The sequence below is a fragment of the Reyranella sp. CPCC 100927 genome (assembly GCF_007859315.1).
In the GTDB taxonomy this organism is placed as follows: Bacteria; Pseudomonadota; Alphaproteobacteria; order Reyranellales; family Reyranellaceae; genus Vineibacter.
The window spans coordinates 136251-160227 of sequence record NZ_VOHA01000014.1 but is presented as its reverse complement, the minus strand read 5'-3'; the positions used below and the strand labels follow the sequence as shown (position 1 = coordinate 160227).

At 66.4% G+C, this 23977-nt stretch carries 24 protein-coding genes; 14 read left to right on the top strand and 10 right to left on the bottom strand.

Annotated features, from left to right (window positions below; genetic code table 11):
• The first annotated feature begins 1 nt into the window (after position 1).
• Together FQU96_RS29080 and FQU96_RS29075 are read left to right on the top strand one after the other, a co-directional pair.
• Entirely contained in the window at positions 2-1624 is a 1623-nt protein-coding gene (locus tag FQU96_RS29080) for an amidohydrolase (protein WP_146544881.1), read from the top strand.
• A 15-nt stretch (positions 1625-1639) separates the two neighbouring features.
• Positions 1640-4078 (top strand): FAD-dependent oxidoreductase, encoded by a 2439-nt coding sequence (locus tag FQU96_RS29075; RefSeq protein WP_146544880.1) that lies wholly within the window; start codon positions 1640-1642, stop codon positions 4076-4078.
• A gap of 144 nt (positions 4079-4222) precedes the next feature.
• Here FQU96_RS29075 and FQU96_RS29070 read toward each other — a convergent pair whose 3' ends face one another.
• Both FQU96_RS29070 and gcvA read right to left on the bottom strand, forming a co-directional pair.
• A complete protein-coding gene (locus FQU96_RS29070; RefSeq protein ID WP_146544879.1) occupies positions 4223-4729 on the bottom strand; it encodes a YbjN domain-containing protein in 507 nt (168 codons plus the stop codon).
• A 219-nt stretch (positions 4730-4948) separates the two neighbouring features.
• On the bottom strand, positions 4949-5842 hold the full coding sequence (gcvA, locus tag FQU96_RS29065; RefSeq protein ID WP_146544878.1) for a transcriptional regulator GcvA: 894 nt from the start codon (positions 5840-5842) through the stop codon (positions 4949-4951).
• Between the two features lie 109 nt (positions 5843-5951).
• Here gcvA and FQU96_RS29060 point away from each other — a divergent pair, with 109 nt between their 5' ends.
• Positions 5952-7196 (top strand): MFS transporter, encoded by a 1245-nt coding sequence (locus tag FQU96_RS29060; protein ID WP_146544877.1) that lies wholly within the window; start codon positions 5952-5954, stop codon positions 7194-7196.
• A gap of 91 nt (positions 7197-7287) precedes the next feature.
• Here the strand turns inward: FQU96_RS29060 and FQU96_RS29055 are convergent, their stop codons facing one another.
• From FQU96_RS29055 to FQU96_RS29035, 5 genes are all read right to left on the bottom strand, one after another.
• Positions 7288-7539, bottom strand: coding sequence for an accessory factor UbiK family protein (locus FQU96_RS29055; RefSeq protein ID WP_146544876.1), 252 nt, complete (start codon positions 7537-7539; stop codon positions 7288-7290).
• Between the two features lie 75 nt (positions 7540-7614).
• The gene (locus FQU96_RS29050; RefSeq protein ID WP_370461396.1) at positions 7615-8760 is read right to left on the bottom strand and encodes an ABC transporter permease; all 1146 of its coding nucleotides are present in this window, start codon (positions 8758-8760) and stop codon (positions 7615-7617) included.
• A gap of 133 nt (positions 8761-8893) precedes the next feature.
• The gene (locus FQU96_RS29045) at positions 8894-9805 is read right to left on the bottom strand and encodes an ABC transporter ATP-binding protein (RefSeq protein ID WP_146544874.1); all 912 of its coding nucleotides are present in this window, start codon (positions 9803-9805) and stop codon (positions 8894-8896) included.
• On the bottom strand, positions 9802-10764 hold the full coding sequence (locus FQU96_RS29040; RefSeq protein ID WP_146544873.1) for an HlyD family secretion protein: 963 nt from the start codon (positions 10762-10764) through the stop codon (positions 9802-9804). The genes FQU96_RS29045 and FQU96_RS29040 overlap by 4 nt, the downstream gene beginning before the upstream one ends.
• Positions 10761-11516, bottom strand: a complete 756-nt coding sequence (locus FQU96_RS29035; protein WP_146544872.1) for a CerR family C-terminal domain-containing protein — start codon at positions 11514-11516, stop codon at positions 10761-10763. The genes FQU96_RS29040 and FQU96_RS29035 overlap by 4 nt, the downstream gene beginning before the upstream one ends.
• Positions 11517-11653: 137 nt before the next feature.
• Here FQU96_RS29035 and lgt point away from each other — a divergent pair, with 137 nt between their 5' ends.
• From lgt to FQU96_RS42290, 4 genes are read left to right on the top strand one after another with little or no spacing between them, the layout of a single operon-like run.
• Positions 11654-12475, top strand: a complete 822-nt coding sequence (gene lgt, locus FQU96_RS29030) for a prolipoprotein diacylglyceryl transferase (RefSeq protein WP_146544871.1) — start codon at positions 11654-11656, stop codon at positions 12473-12475.
• Positions 12472-13608, top strand: coding sequence for a class I SAM-dependent methyltransferase (locus FQU96_RS29025; protein ID WP_146544870.1), 1137 nt, complete (start codon positions 12472-12474; stop codon positions 13606-13608). The genes lgt and FQU96_RS29025 overlap by 4 nt, the downstream gene beginning before the upstream one ends.
• Positions 13605-14378 (top strand): peptidoglycan editing factor PgeF, encoded by a 774-nt coding sequence (pgeF, locus tag FQU96_RS29020; RefSeq protein WP_146544869.1) that lies wholly within the window; start codon positions 13605-13607, stop codon positions 14376-14378. Before FQU96_RS29025 ends, pgeF begins: the two co-directional genes overlap by 4 nt.
• A gap of 60 nt (positions 14379-14438) precedes the next feature.
• Entirely contained in the window at positions 14439-15548 is a 1110-nt protein-coding gene (locus FQU96_RS42290) for a hypothetical protein (RefSeq protein WP_178130762.1), read from the top strand.
• Between the two features lie 70 nt (positions 15549-15618).
• On the opposite strand, the gene FQU96_RS28995 is transcribed toward FQU96_RS42290, so the two are convergent.
• A complete protein-coding gene (locus FQU96_RS28995; RefSeq protein WP_146544864.1) occupies positions 15619-15810 on the bottom strand; it encodes a hypothetical protein in 192 nt (63 codons plus the stop codon).
• A 303-nt stretch (positions 15811-16113) separates the two neighbouring features.
• Between FQU96_RS28995 and FQU96_RS28990 the strand changes: the two genes are divergently transcribed.
• Genes FQU96_RS28990 through FQU96_RS28980 form a run of 3 tightly spaced genes read left to right on the top strand, consistent with a single transcriptional unit; the run spans position 16114 to position 19164 of the window.
• Entirely contained in the window at positions 16114-16815 is a 702-nt protein-coding gene (locus FQU96_RS28990; RefSeq protein ID WP_178130761.1) for an FkbM family methyltransferase, read from the top strand.
• Between the two features lie 16 nt (positions 16816-16831).
• Positions 16832-18043 (top strand): PqqD family peptide modification chaperone, encoded by a 1212-nt coding sequence (locus FQU96_RS28985; protein ID WP_146544862.1) that lies wholly within the window; start codon positions 16832-16834, stop codon positions 18041-18043.
• Complete coding sequence (locus tag FQU96_RS28980) at positions 18040-19164, top strand: nucleotidyltransferase family protein (RefSeq protein WP_146544861.1); 1125 nt, start codon at positions 18040-18042, stop codon at positions 19162-19164. Before FQU96_RS28985 ends, FQU96_RS28980 begins: the two co-directional genes overlap by 4 nt.
• Before the next feature lie 69 nt (positions 19165-19233).
• On the opposite strand, the gene FQU96_RS28975 is transcribed toward FQU96_RS28980, so the two are convergent.
• Positions 19234-19515, bottom strand: a complete 282-nt coding sequence (locus FQU96_RS28975) for a hypothetical protein (RefSeq protein ID WP_178130760.1) — start codon at positions 19513-19515, stop codon at positions 19234-19236.
• A gap of 130 nt (positions 19516-19645) precedes the next feature.
• Positions 19646-20125 (bottom strand): RDD family protein, encoded by a 480-nt coding sequence (locus FQU96_RS28970; protein WP_146544860.1) that lies wholly within the window; start codon positions 20123-20125, stop codon positions 19646-19648.
• A 92-nt stretch (positions 20126-20217) separates the two neighbouring features.
• Between FQU96_RS28970 and FQU96_RS28965 the strand changes: the two genes are divergently transcribed.
• The 4 genes from FQU96_RS28965 to pth all read left to right on the top strand — a co-directional run bounded on the left by FQU96_RS28965 (position 20218) and on the right by pth (position 23960).
• Positions 20218-21369: an adenylate/guanylate cyclase domain-containing protein gene (locus FQU96_RS28965; protein ID WP_146544859.1), complete on the top strand. Its 1152-nt coding sequence runs from the start codon at positions 20218-20220 to the stop codon at positions 21367-21369.
• A 137-nt stretch (positions 21370-21506) separates the two neighbouring features.
• Positions 21507-22439, top strand: coding sequence for a ribose-phosphate pyrophosphokinase (locus FQU96_RS28960; RefSeq protein ID WP_146544858.1), 933 nt, complete (start codon positions 21507-21509; stop codon positions 22437-22439).
• Between the two features lie 180 nt (positions 22440-22619).
• Positions 22620-23321 carry a 50S ribosomal protein L25/general stress protein Ctc gene (locus tag FQU96_RS28955; protein ID WP_146544857.1) on the top strand — a complete coding sequence of 234 codons (702 nt, stop codon included), beginning with the start codon at positions 22620-22622 and terminating at the stop codon, positions 23319-23321.
• 27 nt (positions 23322-23348) lie between these two features.
• A complete protein-coding gene (pth, locus tag FQU96_RS28950) occupies positions 23349-23960 on the top strand; it encodes an aminoacyl-tRNA hydrolase (RefSeq protein WP_146544856.1) in 612 nt (203 codons plus the stop codon).
• Positions 23961-23977 lie beyond the last annotated feature (17 nt).

Here is a 23977-nt window from a genome sequence, read left to right as displayed (position 1 = left end):
GATGGATCGGATTTTTTTCGGCGGCACGATCCGGACCATGGATCCCAAGCGCCCCCACGTCGACGCCGTGGGCATCAGGGATGGGCGTATCGAAGCTCTCGGCTCGCTGGATGAGGTCAGCCGGGCACTCGCCGCGGATGCTGAACGGACAAACCTGCAGGGCAGGACGCTTTTGCCGGGTTTCGTCGAAGCCCACAGTCATCCTTTCATGAGTGCCGTGGCCTGGGGCGATCCCGTCGTTGACGTACGCGCTGTCCACGTTCCCACCTACCAAGCCGTCTTGGAGAAGATCAGACGGCGCGCAACCAAGGCCGACGCTGGGGAATTTCTCTGGTTCATGGGGCTGGATCCACAGCTCCATACGGGAATGAAAGAGCCGTCCCGCGAGAGCCTCGACGACCTCGCGCCGAACAATCCCGTCGCAATCCAGACCGCCAACTTTCATGGCGTCTATATCAACACGCAGGCGCTCGCCGCACTCGGTATCGACCGAACGTACAAGGCACCGCTGGGAGGAAGAGTTGCAGACGGCGCCGATGGGCTTCCGTGGAAATTCTCCGAGACCGCCGCTTGGGAGATCGGCGAACGCTTTTATAGTTTGCGCAGCCCGGAGAAGGTGAAGAATTCCTTCGAGGAGTGGATCGGCAAGTTCGTCGCCGCCGGCTACACCACGACCTCCGAGATCATGGTCCAGCCGGGTGCCTCTCAAACGCTGTACGCGGCAATCAAGTCGCGTCCCAATCCGTTGCGCATCGTGGGATATGAAGCGAAGCACTTAGGCGGAGAGGTATCCGTACCGCTCAATTTCGGCGACGACGACTATCGCGTCATCGGCACCAAACTCCATGCCGATGGATCGGTTCTGCTCGGCAATGTCTGGACGAGCAAGCCGTATCTCAACAACGAGATGACACTCAAGGGAATGGGACTTCCGCCGGACAGCACGGGGCACGCCAACCTGTCCGAAGAAAAACTGTACGAGCTCGTCGCCAAGTATGTCAGCGAAGGCTGGCAGATGTCCGTGCACGCACACGGCGATCGAACGATCGACATGGTCCTCGATGCTTACGAACGTGTCCTGCGGGAACAGACGGCCGTGAACGGCCCGCTTCGTATCGAGCATTGTGGCCTCATGCGCGAAGACCAGATCGACAGGGCCATCGACCTCGGCGTGGTCTGCAGCTTCTTCCTCCCCTACATCTACTTCTGGGGCGAAGCGTTGCGGGACCACTTGCTGGGAGAGGAAGCGGCGGCCCGGTTCGTTCCCTCGGGCTCGGCGACCCGGAAAGGTATGCGCACGTCATACCATTGCGACTCGCCGATGACCTGGCCCGATGCTCTCGTCTGCCTCAGTGTTGCCACCACACGACGCACATTGAAGGGCGCCGTTATCGGACAGGAGCAGGTCGTCGGCATCGATGAAGCCCTTCGCGCCCTCACCATCGACGCCGCCTATCAACTCAGAATGGACGACAGGATCGGCAGTATTGAAATCGGCAAGTTTGCCGACTTTACGATCTTGAGCGCTGACCCCAAGCAGTGCGACCCCGATCGCCTGCTTGAGCTGAAGGTGCTCGGCACGGTCGTCGGCGGTCGAAACACCACGGCTTTTGAACTCTCCTGAGCTGGGAAACGAACGGTGAGCGATACCATCCTGCCGACACAGGCCCGCGTTGTGATCGTGGGCGGTGGCATCGCCGGGCTGAGCCTGGCCTATCACCTTACGAAGCTGGGCTGGCGCGACGTGCTGGTGCTGGAGCGGCACAAGCTCACCAGTGGCACGACGTGGCACGCCGCCGGCCTGGTCGGCCAGCTGCGCGCGACGCACAACCTCACCCGGCTGGCCAAGTACACCGCCGAGCTTTTTGCGCGCCTGGAAGCGGAGACCGAGGTCGCCACCGGCTTCCGGCAGCGCGGCTCGCTCGCCGTGGCGGCCACGGAAGGCCGCTGGATCGAGCTGAAGCGCGGTGCCTCGATGGCACGCCATTTCGGGCTGGACGCCCACCTGCTGACTCCGGCCGAGGCCAGGCAGGCGTGGCCGCTGCTCAACGCTGATGACCTTGTCGGCGGCCTGTTCATCCCCAAGGACGGCCAGACCAATCCGGTCGACACGGCGATGGCGTTGGCGCGCGGTGCCCGCAACGGCGGCGCGCGCATCATCGAAGGCGTACGCGTAACCGGCATTACCACCCGCAACGGCGCCGTCGCCGGCGTACGCACGACGGCGGGCGACGTCGCCGCCGAGTTCGTCGTCAACTGCGCCGGCCTGTGGGGCCACGCCGTCGGCCGCATGGCCGGCGTCGCCGTGCCGCTGCATGCGGCGGAGCATTTCTATGTCGTCACCGAGCCCATCGCCGGCCTGTCGCCCGACACGCCGGTGCTGCGCGATCCCGACAACGCCAATTATTTCAAGGAGGATGCCGGCAAATTGCTGGTCGGCTGGTTCGAGCCGGTGGCGCGGCCGTGGGACGAGCGCGCCGCGCCCGACGATTTCGCCTTCGGCACCCTGCCGGTCGACATGGACCACATCCAGCCGCAGCTCGAGCTGGCCGCGACCCGGGTACCGCGCTTCGGCGAGGCTGGCATTCGCACGTTCTTCAACGGACCCGAAAGCTTCACGCCCGACGACCGCTACCTGCTGGGCGAAGCGCCTGAGCTGCGCAACTTCTTTGTCGCCTGCGGCTTCAATTCCATCGGCATCCAGTCATCCGGTGGCGCCGGCATGGTACTGGCACAGTGGATCGTCGACGGTCACCCGCCGATGGATCTGTGGGACGTCGACATCCGCCGTGTCCTGCCGTTCCAGGCCAACCGCGCTTACCTGCGTGAACGCACCGAGGAAACGCTGGGCCTGCTCTACGCCATGCACTGGCCGTACCGCCAGGTCGAGACGGCGCGCGGCGTGCGCCGCTCGCCGCTGTACGACCGGCTGGCGGTGCTGGGAGCCTGCTTCGGCGAAACGGCCGGCTGGGAGCGCGCCAACTGGTTCTCGGCCCCCGACGCGGTTGCCGAATATGAATACAGCTACGGACGGCAGAACTGGCACGACGCCTCGGGCAGCGAGCACCGCGCCGCGCGCGAGGCCGTGGCGCTGTTCGACCAGACCTCGTTCGGCAAGTTCCTGGTCCAGGGCCGCGACGCCGAAGCGGTGTTGAACCGCATCTGCGCCAATGATGTCGCGGTGGCGCCGGGCAAGGTGGTCTACACGCAATGGCTCAACCCGCGCGGCGGCATCGAAGCCGATGTCACGGTGACACGGCTGGACGAGGCGGCCTTCCTGGTCGTCACGTCGGCGATCTGCCAGACGCGCGATCTCGCATGGCTGAGGCGGCACATGCCGGGCGACGCGCATTGCACCGTCACGGACGTGACATCGGGCTACGCCGTTCTGGGTGTCATGGGACCACAGGCGCGCCGGCTGCTGTCCAGCGTGTCACCTGAGGATTTCGGCGCCGAAGCCTTCCCGTTCATGACATCACGCGAGATCGATCTCGCCCATGCCCGCGTTCGCGCATCGCGCGTCACCTATGTCGGTACCCTGGGCTGGGAGCTGTACGTCCCCACCGAGTTCGCCGCCCAGGTGTTCGACACGCTGCTGGAGGCCGGCGAAGCGGTCGAGCTGAAGCTCGCCGGCTATCATGCCCTGAACTCGCTGCGGCTGGAGTGCGGCTACCGTCATTTCGGCCACGACATCACCGACGAGACGACACCGCTCGAAGCCGGCCTCGGCTTCGCCATTGCCTTCGACAAGGACTTCATCGGCCGCGAAGCGGTGCTGAAACAGCGCGGCCAACGCCTGGCGCGCCGTCTCGTCTCCATCACCGTCGATGACCCGGCACCGATCCTGCTGCATGACGAGCCGCTGTGGCGCGACGGCCAGCGTGTGGGCATCACGTCATCCGGCATGTTCGGCCATACGGTCGGCCGCAGCGTCGGCCTGGGCTACGTGCACCACGACGCCGGCGTCGACGCGGCCTGGCTGGCCGACGGGCGCTGGGAGGTCGAGATCGCCTGCGACCGTTTCCCCTGCCGGGTGTCGCTCAAGCCGCCGGTCGACACCAAGGCGGTGCGCGGCTGATCAAAAAACGAAACCGCGCCGGAGAGGGAGCCGGCGCGGAGTCGGGGACCTGACGTTTCTTTCTTATACTTCGTACTACGCGCACCATGCTCTGCTACGCGTACTACGCACCGACGTGAGGGGGCGTCGGATCCTGGTTGACCCCTAGGCTTCTCCCACGGTTTGCAGGATGGAGGCGGCCAGCGCCTCACCCGGGGTCTTGCCGGCCCAGACCACGTACTGGAAGGCCGGATAGAAGCGCTCGCACTCGCCGATCGCGACATCGACAAGATCTTCGAGCTGTTCGGCAGACAGTCCCGCCGTCCCGCGCAGCGGGATGGAATGGCGGAACATCGGCAGGTTCTCCTCCGACCACAGGTCGAAGTGTCCCAGCCAGAGCTTCTCGTTCATCAGCGCCAGCAAGCCGTAGACATCACGATGCCGCTCGGGCGGCACCCGGACGTCGAAGGCGCAGGTAAAATGCAGCGCGTGCACGTCATCGCGCCAGGCGAAGAACAGCCGATAGTCGCACCACCGCCCGGCGACCTCGGCCGCGATCTCGCGCTCGCTGGTGCGGTCGAACGGCCAGTCGTTGGCTTGCACGACCCGCTCGATCAGATCCAGCGGATTGACCGGCCTGGGTCGGGTACGCTCCCGCTGCGACAACGCCATGCAGCCGATCTCCCCGGAATCCCGATGGCGACCCTCACCCGCCGTATCCGGCGGTTCGAGGATCGGAGAAGGGCCCATCAGGATGGTTTGAATTCCCCGTATCTTGTGGACAACCAAGTCGGCGCCACTCGATATAGCGCCAGCCTGCCATGCTGGGATTCAGGGCGCAAGAATCTAGGCTGTGGATTCTGTCGTTTTCTGATGGGGACAAAATACGGTCTACGAGTCCTCGCCCGCCGCCTCCCGCCGGATCCAGTCGCGAAAAGCGCGCGCTTCCGGCCGGGTCAGGCTCCAGCCGGGGTAGACGAGGTGATAAGCGAAATCGACCTTCAACCGCTGGGCGAACGGCTTCACCAACCGCCCCTCGACCAGTTCAGCCTGGGCAAACGACTCCCGTACCAGCGCCACACCCTTGCCCAGCAGCGCCGCCTGGATGGCGCCATTGCTGTCGGTGAACACTGGTCCTGACCGTACATCAACCGCCGTCGCTCCCACGGCCTCCAGCCACAGCCGCCAGTCGTCGCGATACTCGTCATGCAGCAGCGTGTATCGGGCGAGATCGTCGGGTATGGACAGAGGCGCCTGGGCGTCGAGGTACTGCGGACTGCAGACGGGCACCAGCTCATCGTCCAGCACCCGTTCGCTCTTCAGGCCCGGGTAGCGGCCCAGTCCGTGACGGACGGCAAAATCGACGCCGTCCTGCGCGAAGTCGACCAGGCGCTGGCTGGCGCTGATCCGCACATCGACCTGCGACCACAGGGCATGGAAGCGCGGCAGGCGCGGCACCAGCCATTGCACGGCAAAGCCCGTGGTGCAGCTCACCGTCAACGTGACAGGCCGGCTGCCGCACGCGACCTCCCGCGTCGCGTCCTCGAGCAGGCGGAATGCCGAGCGGGCGGCCCGAAAGTAGCGCGCGCCCTGCGGTGTCAGCGTGATGGTGCGCGGACGCCGCTCGAAAAGCGACACACCGAGCGCCCGCTCCAACGCCTTGATCTGAAGGCTCACGGCACCGGTCGTGACGCGCAGTTCGGCGGCACCCTGGGAGAAGCTCATGTGGCGCGCCGCCGCCTCGAAGGCGCGCAACGCCGCGAGCGGCGGCAGTGATCCACGCATAGTTTAATTTAATTAAACGCAAAGAGAGATGGAACTGGTTTGTCTGCCGCTCAAAGCGGCACTAACCCGGGAGAGAAGGCAACAGTTCGGCTAAACGGAGTTGGCCATAATGTCTACCCCTCGCGGAACGCCAACCCTGGCGTCGGCCGGCTGGATCGTGGTCGCGATCGGCTTCCTGGCGCTGAGCCTGTCGTTCTCGGCGCGCTCCGCCCTGGGCCTGGTGATGCCGGTGTGGGAGGACGCGTTCGGCTGGCCGCGCTCTTTCGTCTCGCTCGGCGGCGCCATCACCCTCACGGTCATGGCCGGTGTCGCCCCCTTGGCCGGCGGATTCATCGACCGGCACGGCCCGCGCTCGCTGCTGGCCGCCGGCATGGCGCTGACCGCGATCGGTCTGCTGGTGGTCGCCGGCATGGAGTCGCGGTGGATGTTCCTCGCCGGCTTCGCCGGCGTAGCGGCACTGGGCTTCGGCATGGTTGCCACGCACACGGTGGCGACGGCGGTGGCGCAACTCTTCGACCGCGGCCGTGGCCTGGCGATCGGCATCGCCACCGCGGGGGCGACAGCGGGCCAGCTGCTCGTGGTGCCCCTGCTGGCATTGATCATGGAGCAGGGCAGCTGGCGCGGCGGCTTTGTCGCCATTGCCATCGGCTGCGCCGCCATCGCGGTCACGACCCTGATCGTGCTGCGGCGGCGGAGCGGGGAAACCGTCACCGCCGCCCGGTCAGCGCCGTCGGCGCCGCTGCGCCAACGGCTGGGTTTCCTGCTGCGTCATCGTGTGTTCCAGGCGCTGTTCTGGAGCTTCACCATCTGCGGCTTCACGACCTCCGGCGTGATCGAGACGCATCTGCTGCCGTACGCCGCGGCCTGCGGGTTCCCGCCGCTGCCCAGCGCCGCCGCCTATGGCGTGCTGTCGGCGGTCAACCTGCTGGGCATGATCGGCGCCGGCTACCTGTGCGATCGCGTCAACCGACCGGCGCTGCTGGCCGCAATCTATGCCGGGCGCGCGCTGAGCTTCGTGCTGCTGCTGTTCGTCACCCAGGACATCGAACTACTGTTCGTGTTCGCGGTCGTCTTCGGTGTCGTGGACTATTCCACCATCCCGGCAACGGCCGGCCTCGCCGCCAGCCACCTGGGACTGAACCGCATGGGTCTGGCCATGGGCCTGATCGCGGCCGGACATGCGCTGGGCGGCGCCGCCGGCGCTTTCCTGGCCGGCTGGCTGTATGACCTCTTCGCGCAATATGCCTGGGTCTGGATCGCGTCGATCGCGCTCGCCGCCATCGCGGCGGCTCTGGTGCTGGTCATCCCCGAACGACGGGAGGCTGATGCCGCGCTTGCCGCTCAGCCGGCGTAGCGTCCACCGTCATCCCGAGCCTAGCGAGGGATCTCCTGGCAACGGCGTTCCTGGTCGCAGGAGATTCCTCGCTTCGCTCGGAATGACAATCTCACCGCTGCGCCAGCTTGGCCTCCAGTTCGGCGATGCGGGCACGCAGTTCCTCGTTCTCCTCGCGCGCCTTGGCGGCCATGGCCTTGACCACCTCGAATTCCTCGCGGTTGGGCAGGTTCATGCCGTCGAGCAGCTTGGCCATCTGATCGCGCACGCGCGACTCGATTTCGTCGCGCAGTCCACTGAAGGCACTGGCAGCACCGGTGGCGACCTTGGCGAGGTCGTCGAGGATCGGGTTTCGAGTCTGCATGGCGGGCACTCCGGGCTCGTCAACAGACGCTATATGGGGCGCCAACCGCACGCCGTCCATGGGGATCGTGCGGCGCTAGGCAGCATCGAGTGTCGTGCGGTATCGCTTCAGGGCAATGAACGCAACCAGCACCAGGAAGACACCCAGCGGCCAGACATCCTGCGCGATATCGCTCCAGCCCGTGCCCTTGAGCATGATGCCGCGCACCACGCGCAGGAAGTAGGTGAGCGGGATGATCTCGCCCAGGGCCTGGGCCCAGCCCGGCATGCCGCGGAACGGGAACATGAAGCCCGACAGCATGAGCGACGGCAGGAAGAAGAACACCGACATCTGCATCGCCTGCATCTGGGTGCGGGCGACGGTCGAGAACGTGTAGCCCAGCATGGTGAGCGCGGCGATGAACAGCAGGATCACCGCCAGCAGCAGCGACAGCGAACCCGCCATCGGCACGCCGAACACCAGCCAGGCCATCGACAGCACGATCACCACCTGCACGAAACCGACACCGATGTAAGGCGCGATCTTGCCCAGCATCACCTCGGCCGGCTTCACCGGCATGGCCAGCAGGTTCTCCATGGTCCCGCGTTCCAGTTCGCGGGTGAGCGCCACCGCGGTCATCATCACCAGGGTCAGGGTCAGGATCACACCCAGCAGGCCGGGCACGATGTTGTACTGGGTGATGCCTTCGGGATTGTAGCGGCGGTGCACCACCGTCTCGAACGAGGCCGGCCCGGCATTGAGCACCGCCAGCGGACCGATCAGGTCGCGCGCCAGAGCGCTCTCGCCGATCTGGACGGCGGCCGACACCGCATTGGATGCCGCCGCAGGGTCAGTGGCATCGGCCTCGATCAGAAGCTGCGGCCGCTGGCCACGCAGCAGGGTGCGGCCGAAGCCGTCGGGGATCGTGATCGCGAACGACACCGCGCCGGTGGCGATCAGGCGCTCGACCTCGGCGCGGCTGTCCACGACATGCGTGATGCCGAAGTAACCGGAATTCTGCAGCGCCGTGGTCAAGGTGCGCGCAAACCGGCTCTGGTCCGCCACCGCCAGCGCCGTCGGCAGGTTCTTGGGATCGGTGTTGATGGCGAAGCCGAACAGGAAGAGCTGCATCAGCGGCACGCCCAGCATCATGGCGAAGGTGAGCCGATCGCGCTTCATCTGGATCAGCTCTTTCACCAGCACGGCGCCGATGCGCGCCAGCGAGATGCCGGTCATCTTCACCTCCCCCCTTGTGGGGGAGGTCGGCGGCGCACAGCGCCGACGGGTGGGGGGTCTACAGACGAGGCGCCTCGTTTGAGGTACCCCCCTCCCCGACCCTCCCCCGCAAGGGGGGAGGGGGATATGACGTTCATCCTCACGGCCGGTCCTTTCCGCCCATGAGCTGGATGAAGACGTCCTCCAGGCTGGTTTCACCTCGGCTCCAGGTATGCGCCGGATCGTGGCGATAGGGTTCGATGGCGGCTTCCAGCTTGTCGATGTCGGCGCCGACGACATGCAGCGTGGTGCCGAACGGCGCCACCTGTTCGATACCGGCCAGCCCATCAAGCTTCGCCTGCAGCGCATGCAGATCACCGCCGCGCACGACGTACGTCACCAGGCCCGAGTTCGCGACCACTTCGTCGACCGTGCCGCGCGCGATCACCTTGCCGGCGGAGATGTAGACGATACGGTGGCAGCGCTCGGCCTCGTCCATGTAGTGGGTCGACACCAGCACCGTCACGCCCTTGCCGGCCAGGGTGTGGACCTGGTCCCAGAACTCGCGCCGCGCCTTGGGATCGACGCCGGCGGTGGGCTCGTCGAGCAGCAACAGCCGTGGGTGATGCATCACGCACGCGGCCAGCGCCAACCGCTGCTTCCAACCACCCGAGAGCGTACCAGCCAGCTGATCCTTGCGATGCGTCAGGCCGAGGTCATCGAGCGTGCGTTGCACGTGTTCCTGCCGCGGCCGCAGTTCATAGAGGCGTGCCACGAAGTCGAGATTCTCGGCGATCGTCAGGTCTTCGTAGAACGAGAAGCGTTGGGTCATGTAGCCCACCGCCTGCTTGATCTTCCACGATTGCTGGCGCACGTCGTAGCCCAGGCATGTGCCGCTGCCGGCGTCCGGCGTCAGCAGGCCGCACAGCATGCGGATGGTCGTGGTCTTGCCCGAGCCGTTGGGACCGAGGAAGCCGACGATCTCGCCGTCCTCCACCGTCAGCGACACATTGTCGACGACCGTGCGCGTACCGAAGCGCTTGGTCAGCCCCTCGACGGCGATGACGCTCACGGCTTGCGCCCGGCCGGCAGGCGCAGATCGACGATCTGTCCGGGTGCGAGCCGCGCCGCGTCGCCGTCCAGCGCCGCCTCGATCAGCACCACCAGCTTCTGCCGGGTCTCGACCGAATAGATCACCGGCGGCGTGTATTCGGGCGTATTGGCGATGTAGGTGACACGGGCGTCCAGGCCGGCCGCACAGCTGTCGCAGTGAAACGGCAGACGACCACCGATCTGCACCTGCGCCAGCAGCCGCTCGGGCACGTAGAGACGGATCTTGCGCGCGCCGTCGGGCAGAAACGAGATCACCGGCGCCGTCGGTCCGGCCGTCTCGCCCATATGGCGCACGACGTCATCGACGACACCATCGGAGGGCGCTTTCAGCGTGCGCTCGCCCAGGCGCCATTCGGTCTGGCTCAGCGCAGCGCGCGCCGCCTCGACGGCACGACGCGCCGCCTCGATCTCCTGCGGCCGAGCGCCGAGCCCGGATACCACGATCTCGGCTTCGATCTGGTCGACTCGCGCCTTGGCCTGGTTGCGCCGCGAGCGCGCCTGGTCGGCGACGGCTTCCGATACGACCTTGCGATCCACCAGTTCCATCTGGCGCCGGTAGTTGGCCTCGGCCTCGGCCAGGTCGGCGCGCGCGGCGGCCAGCGTCGCCTCGGTCACCGCGATCTCTTCCTTGCGCTTACCGACCAGCAGGTTCTCGAGCTTGGCTTCGGCTTCGCGCAATCTGCCGGCGGCTTCGGCGCGGGCGTTCACGACGTCATCCGTCACCAGCTCGACCAGCACCTCGCCGGCGACGACACGCTGTCCGCGGCGCACGGCGACGCGCGCAATGCGACCGCTCTCGACCGGCGCGACGAAGACATAGTCGCCCTCGACATAGCCGGTCACCGTCGGTGTGTTGGCGTCGCCGCAGCTCGAGAACAGCGACGCGACGAAGGCCCAGCCGCACAGGAAGGACATCATCTGGCATTCTCCGCCCGGGCGGCCAGCAGCATGGCGCGCACCGAATGCTGAATGATCTTGATGGCCGCCTGCACCTGCGCCGGGCCGACGTCGTGCCACGTCATCTGGCGCAGCACCGCGGCGCGCGCGACCCTGAAGACCAGGAATTGGCCCAGGATGGCGAAGGTCCGCAGGCCGACCTCCTCGCGCTGGGGATCGTCGTGCGTGGCGATGGCGACCAGACGGCGCACCAGCGGCAGCATGACGCCCATCATGCGGTCGTAGATCACCGCGAAGGCGTCACTGGGCTCCTGCTGCTCGCGCACGATGAAGCGGGCAATGGCCTCGCTCTCGGGCTCCGCCAGCAGGGTGATCGCGCGCGCGATCGCTACCTCCACGAGGCGGATGGCACCATCGGGATCGACGCTGCCGCTGGCCAGCGCCGCCTCGATCTGCATACGCACCGGCGCGATACGGCTGCCGAGGAAATCGGCGATGTGCTCGGCGACGGCCATGTACAGGCCCTGCTTGCCGCCGAAGTGATAGAGGATCGCCGAAATGTTGGCCTTTGCCTGCTGGGCGATGGCGCGGGTCGACGTCGCCTCGAAGCCCTGCCGGCCGAAGCTGTCGAGCGCCACCTGCACCAGCCGCTGTCGGGTCGCCTCGCCGTCGACACCGCCGCGGCTGCGTTCCGAAACCGGAGGTCGTTCACTTTTCCCTGTCGTCAATGCCCGGCATTCCTCGCCTATCGCCAGCCAGATCGTATCAATCATTCGATTGATTTACAAGAAAGGATGCGACATACTGGCCTGCGCCAACGGTCGGCGGGACGTTTGTGTTCCTCCGGCTAAACCCTTGCCGTCACACGGTTTGATGACAGCCGCCGAACGGCTCGTTAAACCCCTTGCCCATGAGTCCCCTGGTCATCCCCTATCCCGCCATCGATCCGGTCCTGTACGAAATCGGACCCTTCGCGATCCGCTGGTATGCGCTTGCCTACGTCGCCGGCCTGGTCTTCGCCTGGTGGCTGGCGCGGCGCGTCGTGGCGCAGCCGCCGGTGGTGATGAAGCCGGAACAGATCGATGACTTTCTGTTCTATGCGGCGCTCGGGGTCATCCTGGGTGGCCGGCTGGGCTACATCCTGTTCTACAAGCCCGGGTTCTACCTGGCGAACCCCGACCAGCTGCTCGCGATCTGGAAGGGCGGCATGTCATTCCATGGCGGATTGCTGGGCGTGTCGTTGGCCGTCGTGTGGTATGCGCGGCGGCACAAGATCGAATTCTTCTCTTTCGCCGACGTCATGGGCCTGGCGACACCCATCGGGTTGATGCTGGGCCGGATAGCCAACTTCATCAACGGCGAGCTGTGGGGCCGCGCCAGCGATGTCGCGTGGGCAATGGTGTTCCCGCACGACGAGAAGCAGGTGGCGCGCCATCCCAGCCAGCTCTACCAAGCCTTCCTCGAAGGCTTGGTGCTCTTCATCGTGCTGGTGGTGCTGTGGAAGGTGTTCGGCCTGCGCCGACGTCCCGGTTTCCTGTGCGGCGCCTTCTGGGCCGGTTACGGCGTGGCCCGCATCACCGGCGAGTTCTTTCGCGAGCCCGATGCACAGCTGGGCTACCTGTATGGTGGCTGGCTCACCATGGGCATGCTGCTGTCGCTGCCGCTGATCGCGCTCGGAGTCTGGCTGATGATGCGCGCGCTGCGCCGGCCACCGGTGGCCGCCACGGCATGAGCACCGCGCTCGCCGATCGGCTGCGACGGCGCATAGCGCTCACCGGACCGATCACCGTTGCCGATTTTATGCTCGAGGCGCTGGCGCATCCGGCGCTCGGCTATTATCGCCGCGCACCGGCGGTCGGCGCCGCCGGCGACTTCGTGACGGCGCCGGAGATCAGCCAGATGTTCGGCGAGCTGGTCGGCGCCTGGCTTGCCGAGCGCTGGATGGCGATCGGCCAGCCCGCGCGGATCCGGCTGGTCGAGCTTGGACCCGGTCGCGGCACGCTGCTGGTCGACGCGCTGCGCGCCACGCGCGGGGTGCCCGGTTTCCATGCCGCCCTTGATCTGCACCTGGTCGAGATCGACGACACCCTGCGGGCATTGCAGCACGCGGCGCTGGCGTCGTCGGGCCGGCAGGCGCACTCGCACACGCGCTTCGAGGACGTGCCCGACGATGCGCCCTTGCTGCTGATCGCCAACGAGTTCTTTGACGCCCTGCCGATCCGCCAGCTGGTGCGTGCGGCGCCCGGCTGGTGCGAGCGCATGATCGGGTTGGCGGACGATGAAGCGTTCGCCTTTGCCGTGGCGCCCGGCCCGTCGCCGCTGGCGCGCCTGCTCGACGCCTCGGTCCTTGCAGATCCACCCGATGGTGCCGTCATCGAAGTGTCACCTGCGGCGCTGTCCCTGGTGCACGCCATCACCGAGCGCATCATGCGACAACGCGGCGCGGCGTTGATCGTCGACTACGGCTACGACGACAGCAGTCATGGCGACACACTGCAGGCCATGTACCGCCACACCAAGATCGGCATCTTTGACCGCATCGGCGACAGCGACCTGACCGCCCATGTCGACATCGCCGCCCTGGCGCGGGCCGTCACGCAGGCCGGCGCCGCCGTCGACGGCCCGACGGGCCAGGGCGATTTCCTGCGCGCGCTGGGCATCGAGCAGCGCGCACAAGCGTTGCGCACGCGCGCCACGCCGCAGCAAGCGGCGGACATCGACTCCGCCATGGCCCGCTTGATCGCGCCCGATCGAATGGGCACCTTGTTTCGCGTGCTTGCCGTACGCGACCCGCTGACGCCGCCGGCGCCCGGCTTTGCCGTGGCCGGCATGACCTGCGACCCGAGTTCCGGACCCATGCCGTGATCACGCTGCCGACTCTCGCCCGCATCCCCCATATCCAGCACGCCTTCTTCACGCGCGAGGGCGGCGTCAGCAGCGGGCTGTTCGCGTCGCTGAACTGCGGCTACGGCTCGGCTGATTCACCCGACAACGTCGCCGAGAATCGTGCCCGCGCCGCGCAACAGTTCGGACTAGCGGCCGAACGGTTGCTGACCGTACACCAGATCCACTCGACCGAGGTTCTGACCGTCGACGGCACGCGCCTGTGGCGCTCACCGGGCGCGCCCAAAGCCGACGGCCTGGTGACCGACAAGCCCGGTATTGCGCTGGGCGTGCTCTCGGCCGATTGCGCGCCGGTCCTGTTCGCCGACACCGAGCATCGCGTCGTCGGTGCCGCGCATGCCGGCTGGCGCGGCGCCCTGGCCGGCATCGTCGATGCGACCGTCGCGGCCATGGAGCGCCTGGGCGCCCGACGCGAGCGCATCCATGCCGCGATCGGCCCGTGCATCGCGCGGCAGTCCTATGAGGTCGGTCCCGAATTCCCGGGGCCCTTCACGGCGCAGGATCCGGCCAACGCCGCCTTCTTCACGCCAGCGCAACGGGCCGGCCACCACATGTTCGACCTGCCCGGCTATCTGCTGCGGCGTCTGCAGCTGCTGGGCGTCGCCAGCGCCGAGGCCAGCGGTCACGACACGCTGTCAGACCAGCGACAATTCTTCAGCTTCCGCCACAACACGCTCAATGGTGTGCGCGACTACGGTCGTGGCCTGTCGGCCATCGCCTTGGTCGCGTGACACGCATGCCCTATCTGGTGATCTTCTGCTTTCTCTGCCTGCTCGGCCTGGTGGCAACCTGTGCGCTGGCCTGAGCTGACGCGCATCGCCGCGGCCGCCGGCGCCCTGATCGCGGCGCTGGCGGCGTGCGCCGACACGCCGAAGCCGTTCCAGCCCGACGCCAAGATCGACGCCGCATTGGCGGTGCCGCCGGGTGCCCATCCCGTCAGCGAAGAACCCGAGTTCGTCATCGCGCCACCCGTCGGGCCGCGCCCGGAAATGGCGAACAAAATCGCGACTTCGCTGGCCCTGGCGCTGCGCAACTACGGCATCGTCGCCACGCCGGCGCCGGCGCGTGCCCTGAAGCGCATCAGCGCCACGGTCGCCACGCGCGATGCCGGCGAGGATGTCCAGATCGACATCACCTGGACCGTGCATGACGAGGGCGGCAAGCGGATCGGCGGCAATGACCAGCGGCTGATCGGCAGGCCGCGGGACTGGTTCGAGGCCGACGATCGCCTGATTTCCCGCATCGCCACGCAGGCCGCATTCCGGATCGGCCGCCAGCTCGGCCGCGGCGATCTCGCCAACGTGCCGATCGACGCGTTGCCCGATGCTCTGGGACCGGCCACCTTGCCGCCGCTGCCCGCCAGCAGCGCCGATCCGGGCCCGGCCAGCGGCAATCCGCCCACGCCAACGACACCACCGGACTACCCCGGAGCCCCATCACCGCCGCCGTCCGTCACGCCACCGGCGCCGCCAGCGACAACACCGTCACCGCCTCCCACGACACCGGCGCCCGTCCTGACGGCGGCGAGCAACGCCCCGCGCGTGCGCGTGCTGGCAGTCACCGGCGTGCCGGAAGCCAGCAAGGCGATGACATCCGCCATGCGCCGCGCGCTCGGCGAAAGCCAGATGGTGCTGGTGGATCGTGCCGAGTCGGATGCGTTTCAGATCCAAGGCACTGTCGAACTGGCACCGCCGGTCGAAGGCCGGCAGCGTGTCGTCATCCGCTGGGTGATCCGTCGCGGCGACGGCACACAGATCGGCGATCTGGAGCAGGCCAATACGGTGCGGGCCGGCAGCCTCGACGGGAACTGGGAACGGCTGGCGCCGATCGTCGCCCTGGCCGCTTCCGACGGTATTGCCGACCTGATCGCCCGCGACCGCAACAAGGGCGGCAGCCGATAGCGCGATCAGCGCTGGCCAAATCCCAGGGCAAACGCATTCTGCCGCCGTCTACAGCGACAACGCCGCGTACTCAGTGCGCGACTTTGCTTTCAACCGCCTGCAAGCGCTTCTCGAGCGCGGCGCATTGCGTCGCCAACACGCCGATGGCAGCCGCCAATTGCTCCAACCCTGACCATGCAGATTCCTGCGCCGCGGCCGCCTGCTGGCCATTCTTGATCACGTCGGCGACGTCGATCAGTGCCTTGGCTACACGTTCGTCCATGTCACCCTCCCCTGTGCTCAACATTGAGCATGCGCCTGATGACAGCAGGCGGACACGCGATTCGAAGCAATCAAGCGCACGTTGCCGTGATCGAGAGCGGCAAACCTGCCCGTCACAGCGCAGTGATCATTCCGTGTTTTGACGTTTCGGCCTGCTGACCAACCCGTGCCTGGTCCATTACATCTGATGACAGCCTCACACCTGACCGTGCGGGGCTGCCTCTTTTTTTCCATCGCGGGGCAGTGAGACATGATGGCGAGCATGATGGTGCGTAATCCAGCGAAGGCCGTGGTCAAACGCGCAATGAGTTATTCGACGCTGGTGCTGCATCGCATGATCGGTGTCGTGCCCGCATGGCCGTTCGTCCTGCGCAACCTGCGCGCTCAGGGATTTGAGCCGCGGACGGTGTTCGACATCGGCGTCGCCCACGGGACGCCCGAGCTCTACGCGGCTTTTCCCGACGCCCGCTACTATCTGATCGATCCGACCCGCGAGTCGTTGCCGTACATGGAGAACATCTCACGGCGGCTGGACGCCAAGGTGCTCAACGTCGCGCTGGGCGACAAGGAGGGTGAGCTCGAAATCGGCGTGCGCACCAACGACATCGGCGGTTCGACCTTTTATGAAGAGATCGGCCCGCTGGGCCCGACGCGCCGCTATACCGTGCCGGTACGGCGCTTCGATCAGGCGATCGACGGTTTCGAGCGGCCCGCCCTGTGCAAGATCGACGTGCAGGGCGCCGAGATGAGCGTGCTGCGTGGCATGGGCGAGCGGATCCACGACGTTGATGCGATCCTGATCGAAGCCAGTGTGATTGCCACCATCAAGAACGGGCCGGAGATCGCCGAGGTGGTCGCCTATCTTCACCAGCAAGGTTTCGTCGTCTACGACGTCCTGGGTGGCGGTCGCCGCCCACTCGACCGGGCACTGGCACAACTCGACCTGTTGTTCGTAAAGGACGATTCGCCACTGCGCGCCGATCACCGATGGAGCGCTACGGCCTGACCATGGATCAACTGCCATGCCCGCCGTTATCAGGCCAGAGACTGTAACGGCCGACGCCCAGGCATCGCACGGCCTGACCACCGGGTCCAGGGCACCCACGTGTCCGCCTGCGCCCGTACGAGAAGGCCCCGCCCCCGGCATCACGCTGCATCTCCTGGATGAAGCTGGTGTGCTCTTCAACGCCAACACGCATCGGCTCTACAGTCTCAATACGGCGGCAACCTACATCTGGTGTTGTCTGGAAGAAGGATTCGACTTCGCGCAAATCGCGCACGGTTTGGAACGGACATTCGGTTTCGAAACCGCTGCTGCCCGCACACACCTGCACGACATTCTTGACCGCTGGCGCACACTGGGTTTGTTGCGTCAGCCTGCCGAGTGCGACGTCTCGCTGGATGCCGAAACGATCCATCTTCGGCTGCTCGATACCACCTTCAGACTGCGGGTTACGCCTGCGGCGCCGATGCACGATCTCAAGCCGTTGCTCGAGTCGTTGATTACGACCTCGACGGCGGACGCGCTCGTCCTGCATGTCACGCCGCACAGCGACGGGTTCGCCTTGCACGAACCGGACGGCACGGTCACCCGATGTCGCCGGAACGAAATCGCGCCTTTGGTGAAGATTGGCTTGGTCCGCCGCGCCCTGCAGCACAGCCAGGATGCCTTTGCCTTCCATGCCGCCGGCGTTGAGCACAGCGGCCGCTGCCTGTTGCTGCCGGGCATTTCAGGCAGCGGCAAGAGTACGCTGACTGCGGCCCTGGTCATGGCCGGCTTCGGTCTCCTCAGCGACGACACCATCGTCCTGGCACAGGACACGTTGGCCGCGCGCCCGTTGTCCTTTGCGATCTGCCTCAAACCAGGCGCCTGGCGACTGCTGCGCACCCAATCCCCCACGCTCTCTCGCCAACCGATCCACCATCGCCCCGACGGCAAGCGAGTCCGCTACCTGCAACCGGCACCGGGCACCGCGCGGATAGCGCCTGAGACGCATGCGCCCGTGGGGTGGATTGTCTTTCCACACCGCACGCACCAGGCCGCCGCCGAGTTGATCGAACTCACGCGTACGGAAGCGCTGACCCGTCTGTTGGGAGAATGCTGCCCGCTCGACAGTCTCGATGCCGCGAAGGTAACCCGGCTGGTGCAGTGGATCGCTGCAATTCCATGCTTTGAACTGCGCTATGGTTCCCTCGATTCGGCCGTGGAGCGGTTACGCCGCATCGATTCATGATCCGATCGCTGCGCGCCCTGGACATTGTCTGCAACGGTCTGCGACCGGATGGTCCGCCCTTGAACAGCGTCAGCGATGCCACCTGGCAGCAAGCGATGGCGCTGGCGAATGACCATCTTGTTGGCCCTACGCTTCACGCAGCCCTTGCCCGCGCCCGGCGCCTGGACGAACTCCCCGACGACGTACGCGACTATCTCGCGCTGCTGTATGAAAGCAATGCGAGCCGCAATGCCAGATTACGGCAGCAGGCACTGGAACTCATGGGCGCCCTGGCGCTGGCCGATATCCAAGGCATGCTGCTCAAGGGCGGTGCCACATTGTTTCAAGATCCCGAGCCGGAACGAAGCGGTCGCATGATTCGCGATCTTGATGTTCTGGTCCCGCGGCAGGCCGCCGACCGGGTCTTCGCCGTGCTGGATGAACTGGGCTACGGCATCATCGCCCGTTACGCCGACGGTCATCACGCCTATGGCGATTTCGCCCGACCGGGCGACCCCGGTGCGGTTGATCTCCATTTCGAGTTACTCGATACGCCGCACGTCTTGCCGGCACGCGACGTCTGGCGTCGTGCCGTCGAAATCAACGTACGGAATACGCCGTTCTTCGTACCATCACCGACCGATCGGGTTCTGCACAACGTACTGCATGCACAGATTCACTTCCTGGCGAACTACTATCGTGGCCTGTTCGAACTGCGCCAGCTCTATGAATTCACCATGCTGGCCCGCTCCGACGGACCGGCTATTGATTGGCCTTTTATCGATACCAGCCTGATGCAGCACCGACTGCGGGCACCGCTGCATGCCTACGCCTTGATGGCGCATCGCTGGCTGGGCGCACCATGGACATTACCTGAACCAGCCTCACCGGCAGTTCGCCGCTACGTTCAACATTGCCGGCTGCAGTGGCGCGTGCCGATGCTGGCGCCGCTAAGAACGCCGGTGGCCAACATCCGGTCAGCGTTCGCGCCCCATCGCATGGACGCGATCTACGGCGATCACGGCCCCTTGCTGCGCCGCCGACTGCGCCACGCGGCGCGCTACCTGCGAAAGGGCGGTGCCAAAGAGTGGATCGGTCGCCTTTTGCGAAGCCAGGCGCACCCGGGCGGCTGGCGTCAATAACTGTCGCCATCACGGGCACGGGCCGGCAGTCAGCCGGCCCGTGCTGCAATCCGAGATCCGAGAAGGTGATCAGCGCGTCGTGTCGTCGCGTTTACCACCGGCGTTCGGTGAATTGTTGTTGCCGGAGTTGCCCGGCACGCCGTCACCGCCACCGTTGCCGAAACCGTTGTTGCCTGGCGGCGAGAGCGAACCACCACCACCGCCCGACGCGGCGACAGCATAGTTCCGCTCGGCGGCCGACAGCATCAAGGCAACAGCGGGTGGCGTCGCCACCGCGAACTTGCCGCACGTGGCGAGAAAGTGGCGTCTGGCTTCGATCAACGCATCTGACTTGTCTGACTTCGGACGCATATCGTGGCTCCTTCCACCCAATGAGGCAGTGCCATAGCGATGGCCGCAGTATCGCGACCTGCCGCGCGCGTCGTGAAGTGTCCAAACAGTGACACTGATGCTGCGATGTATCAGTTGCGATGAAAATTCGTTATCCGCGGCGCTTCACGACGGCGGTGCCGGCGGCAAAATCGTGCAGGGCCCGCCGCTGCGGATCCCATAACATCGGGACGTAGCCCAGCAGCAGCAATGTGACCGACACCACTTTGGCGAAGTGTCGTCCCGAGGCGATCAGGAAATTGACGCGCGTCCGGGTGTCGGCATCCTCGACGCGCAGCCCGACAACCAGCTTGCCCAGCGTCGCCCGCGCGTTGGAGGACGTGAGGCCGGCGTCATAGAGCCATGCGACGCTCATCAGCAGCACGCTGCTGAAACGGTCGCCGCCCAACACCTCGCGCCCCACGGCCATGTTGAGGAGCTTGGCCCCCAGCAGAACGACGCCGACCAGGACGAACGTGGCGACCACATCGATCACGGCGGCCGCGAACCGCAGCCAGAAGCCGCCGTAGGCACTGCGGTCGGCTTGCGACCCGGCCGACGGCGGCGTGTGCGGCTGTGCCTGAACGACCATTGACGCGAGACCCTCTTAACGCAGGCGGCAATCCTACTATATCAAGCGGACGTCAGCCGAATTGACGGACAACCGCCGTTTGATTGTCAGACATGACTCCGCCGCCTTCGGCCACTTCAACCATGATGCGCACGGCGGCAATATTGTCGCTGGATGTCGTCGGCTATTCGTCCATGGCACGCCACGACGATCGCGGCACGGTGCGCGCCTGGAAAGCGCGCGAGTCCTATCTGTCGCCGGTCGTGACGCGCCATCGCGGTGTCATCTTCAATACCACGGGCGACGGCTTCCTGGCCGCCTTCGGTTCGGCGATCGAAGCAACGGCATGCGCCCTGGAAATCCAGTACCACGCCCGCGGTTATGATGCGCAGGCACCGGATAGCTACAGGATGCCGTTGCGCATCGGCGTGCACGCCGGTGCCGTGATCTCGCTCGGCAGCGACCTGCGCGGCGACGTGGTGAACACGGCGACGCGGGTGCAGAGCGCCGGCATTCCGGGTGAAGTCTGCGTGTCCGATGTCGTCGCGCAGCAACTGCAGCGAACCCAGGGTTTCACACTGGAGCTACACGGCGAGTTCGATCTCAAGAACATCGGTCGGGCGCCGGTTTACCGTGTGCTCAGCCCTTATCAGGACCCCGCTGGCGTGGCGCACCGGCGCCGGTTGCCGCCGGCACGGTTGATGCGGCATGCCGCGCTGGCCGCCCTGGCCGCGTTCGGAATCACGCTGGAGGTCTTTGTCTGGGCCGCACCCGTCGACTCGGCATCCGAGCCGGGCACGGCGGCCCAGGGCGAGGAGGAATTCCCCAAGCCCCGCTGGGCGCGTTGGCTGCCCTCGCCGGGTGGCCCTGCGACTCCGGCCCCCTCGTCCAATCCGCCGGCCGACGCGGCCAAACCCGACCCTGCGGCGGCGCGACCGCCATCACCCCCGGTGCGCGCATTTGACGGCAACTGGAAGGGGGTTTTCGGCTGCGACGCCCCGGGCCGTTTCGAATCCGTCGAGAACCTGACGGTGCGCTACGGCGACATCTGGTTCCAGGGCCAGGCATCCGATTCCCCGCGCCGCTTCCTGCTCACGGGCACCGTTGCGGCAGATGGCCGCGCCACGCTGCGGGGCGATGGCGTCGATGGCGCCGGCAAACCCTACGAAGCGACGTTCGATATTCAAATCGCGGACGGGCGCCTGGCAGGCCGTGGGCGCACCAATACCGGCCTGTCCTGCCATATCGACATGACCCGTCGCTGAAAGTGGTCACCCGAGCCGGTTGCGAGTTGACGCAAAGGCCGGTATGTTCCGCGCGCCGCCTCCGGCCGGGGGCAAAAAATCGTGGAATTCCAAGCCCTTACGCGAATTCGACGCGGCGCGCGTCGGGGGAAGCCGAGATGAAGATTCTGACCGGCAACAGTAATCGGCCCCTGGCCGAGGCGATATCGGCCGCGCTGGGGCTACCGCTGGTGCGGGCCAATATCCGGCGTTTCTCCGACATGGAGGTGTTCGTCGAGATCCTGGAGAACGTGCGCGGCGAGGACATGTTCGTCGTCCAGTCCACATCGTTCCCGACCAACGACAACCTGATGGAGCTGTTGATCATCATCGACGCGCTGCGCCGCAGTTCGGCTCGGCGCATCACGGCGGTGATCCCCTACTACGGCTATGCCCGCCAGGATCGCAAATCCGGCCCGCGCACGCCGATTTCGGCCAAGCTGGTGGCCAACCTGATCACCACGGCAGGCGCCAACCGGGTGCTGACCATGGATCTGCATGCCGGCCAGATCCAGGGCTTCTTCGACATCCCGCTCGACAACCTGTTCGCCGGCCCGACCTTCACCGACGATGTGGCCAAGCGCTACAATGGCGAGGGCCTGGTGATGGTGTCGCCCGACGTTGGCGGCGTGGTGCGTACCCGGGCGCTGGCCAAGAGGCTTGACGCCGACCTCGCGATCATCGACAAGCGCCGCGAACGCGCGGGCGTCTCCGAGGTGATGAACATCATCGGCGATGTACGCGACCGTACGTGCATTCTGGTTGACGACATCGTCGATTCGGCGGGCACCCTGTGCAACGCCGCCGTGGCACTGAAGAATGCCGGGGCAAAATCGGTGTCGGCCTACGTGACGCACGGTGTGTTGTCGGGTGGTGCCGTGGCGCGCGTCGCTGCGTCCCCGATCAAGGAGATGGTGACCACCGATAGCATTCCGCCGACCGAGGCGGTGCGGGTGTCGCCGAACATCCGCCAGATCAGCATCGCGCCCCTGCTGGCCGAAGCGATCCGGCGCATCAGCGAGGAGAGCTCGGTCTCGAGCCTGTTCGACTAGGGTTTGTGCAGCGTAGAGCATCGTGCGTAGTAACCTGGTGGCCGCCGGCTTGCGCCGGCGGCCGTCAGTCCCAGCGTCAGCGCGGGCGCGGCACCCCTGGAGGCCGGCTCGCGATGGATGGACCGGGACAGTCCCGGTCCGAATGAACGGCGTGACAGCGCCTCGAAGGAGAGACGGACAATGTCCGAGTTGACAACGATTGCCGCGAAGAAGCGGGACCGGGCCGGTAAAGGGGGCGCCCGGGCTGCGCGTCGCGACGGCCTGATCCCGGCCGTGATTTATGGTGACAAACAGCCCCCGCTGCCGATCTCGGTGGAGCCCAAGCAGTTGCTGCGCGTCATGATCCGCGAGGGGTTCCTGACCCATCGCATGGCCATCGACGTCGAGGGCACCAAGGTTGAAGTGCTGCCGCGCGACGTGCAGCTCGACCCGGTCACCGATCGCCCCGTGCATTTCGACTTCCTGCGCCTGGGCGCCGGCTCGATCATCACGGTCGACGTGCCGGTGCACTTCCGCAATGAAGCCGCATCGCCCGGCATCAAGCGCGGCGGCATCCTGAACGTCATCCGCCACGCCATCACGGTGCGCACGCGGGCCGACCAGATCCCCGAGTTCTTCGAGGTCGATCTGACCGGCCTGGAGATCGGGCATTCGGTCCATCTGTCGGCGCTGAACCTGCCCGAGGGCGTGCGTGTGGTCAGCCGCGAGAAGAATGCAACCATCGCATCGGTGGCACCGCCGACGGTCGGCCGCGAGGCTGAAACCGCAGCGGCCGCAGCACCGGCTGCCGGCGCGGCTCCCGCGTCGGGTGCGGCCGCACCGGCGGCGGGCGCTGCTGCAGCGGCACCGGCCAAGGCCGCCGCTGCACCGACCAAGAAGTAAGCGGCGCCACGCGGCGCCGGCGCTGTCATGCTTCTGCTCGTCGGGCTCGGCAATCCCGGGCCCAGGCACGCGGCGCAGCGCCACAATATCGGATTCATGGCGGCGGACCTCATCGTCCGCCGCCATGGCTTTTCAACGTGGCGCAAGCGCTTCCAGGGCGAGGTTGCCGAAGGCACGCTCGGCGGCGTGCGGGCGCTTGCGCTGAAGCCGATGACCTACATGAACGATTCCGGTCAGTCGGTCGGCGAGGCCGTGCGGTTCCACAAGCTCGACCTCAACGACGTGATCGTCTTCCACGACGAACTCGATCTGGCGCCGGGCAAGGTGCGGGTGAAGACCGGCGGCGGCGCCGGCGGGCACAACGGCATCCGCGACCTCGATGCGCATCTGGGCCCCGACTACCGCCGCGTGCGCATGGGCATCGGCCATCCCGGCCACAAGGACCTCGTGCACGGCTACGTGCTGCAGGACTTCAGCAAGGCCGAACGCGAGAGCTGGCTGCCCAAGGTGCTGGACGCGGTGGCATCCGAGGCCCCGCTGATGGCCGGCGGCACCAAGGTCGACGACGAGAAGTTCATGAGCCGCGTGGCGTACCTGATCAGTCCGCCACCGGAGAAGCCCGAGAAAAAGCAGCCGTGATCGACCGACGGCGCGGT

Bases quoted from the DNA above. Each gene is read 5' to 3' on its own strand.
- FQU96_RS29080 (WP_146544881.1), top strand. From the start codon at position 2: ATGGATCGGATTTTTTTCGGCGGCACGATCCGGACCATGGATCCCAAG.
- FQU96_RS29070 (WP_146544879.1), bottom strand. From the start codon at position 4,729: ATGGCGTTGTCGCAGCGGGAGCGTACCCGACCCAGGCCGGTCAATCCG.
- gcvA (WP_146544878.1), bottom strand. From the start codon at position 5,842: ATGCGTGGATCACTGCCGCCGCTCGCGGCGTTGCGCGCCTTCGAGGCG.
- FQU96_RS29060 (WP_146544877.1), top strand. From the start codon at position 5,952: ATGTCTACCCCTCGCGGAACGCCAACCCTGGCGTCGGCCGGCTGGATC.
- FQU96_RS29055 (WP_146544876.1), bottom strand. From the start codon at position 7,539: ATGCAGACTCGAAACCCGATCCTCGACGACCTCGCCAAGGTCGCCACC.
- FQU96_RS29040 (WP_146544873.1), bottom strand. From the start codon at position 10,764: ATGATGTCCTTCCTGTGCGGCTGGGCCTTCGTCGCGTCGCTGTTCTCG.
- FQU96_RS29035 (WP_146544872.1), bottom strand. From the start codon at position 11,516: ATGATTGATACGATCTGGCTGGCGATAGGCGAGGAATGCCGGGCATTG.
- lgt (WP_146544871.1), top strand. From the start codon at position 11,654: ATGAGTCCCCTGGTCATCCCCTATCCCGCCATCGATCCGGTCCTGTAC.
- FQU96_RS29025 (WP_146544870.1), top strand. From the start codon at position 12,472: ATGAGCACCGCGCTCGCCGATCGGCTGCGACGGCGCATAGCGCTCACC.
- FQU96_RS28995 (WP_146544864.1), bottom strand. From the start codon at position 15,810: ATGGACGAACGTGTAGCCAAGGCACTGATCGACGTCGCCGACGTGATC.
- FQU96_RS28990 (WP_178130761.1), top strand. From the start codon at position 16,114: ATGAGTTATTCGACGCTGGTGCTGCATCGCATGATCGGTGTCGTGCCC.
- FQU96_RS28985 (WP_146544862.1), top strand. From the start codon at position 16,832: ATGCCCGCCGTTATCAGGCCAGAGACTGTAACGGCCGACGCCCAGGCA.
- FQU96_RS28980 (WP_146544861.1), top strand. From the start codon at position 18,040: ATGATCCGATCGCTGCGCGCCCTGGACATTGTCTGCAACGGTCTGCGA.
- FQU96_RS28975 (WP_178130760.1), bottom strand. From the start codon at position 19,515: ATGCGTCCGAAGTCAGACAAGTCAGATGCGTTGATCGAAGCCAGACGC.
- FQU96_RS28970 (WP_146544860.1), bottom strand. From the start codon at position 20,125: ATGGTCGTTCAGGCACAGCCGCACACGCCGCCGTCGGCCGGGTCGCAA.
- FQU96_RS28965 (WP_146544859.1), top strand. From the start codon at position 20,218: ATGACTCCGCCGCCTTCGGCCACTTCAACCATGATGCGCACGGCGGCA.
- FQU96_RS28960 (WP_146544858.1), top strand. From the start codon at position 21,507: ATGAAGATTCTGACCGGCAACAGTAATCGGCCCCTGGCCGAGGCGATA.
- FQU96_RS28955 (WP_146544857.1), top strand. From the start codon at position 22,620: ATGTCCGAGTTGACAACGATTGCCGCGAAGAAGCGGGACCGGGCCGGT.
- pth (WP_146544856.1), top strand. From the start codon at position 23,349: ATGCTTCTGCTCGTCGGGCTCGGCAATCCCGGGCCCAGGCACGCGGCG.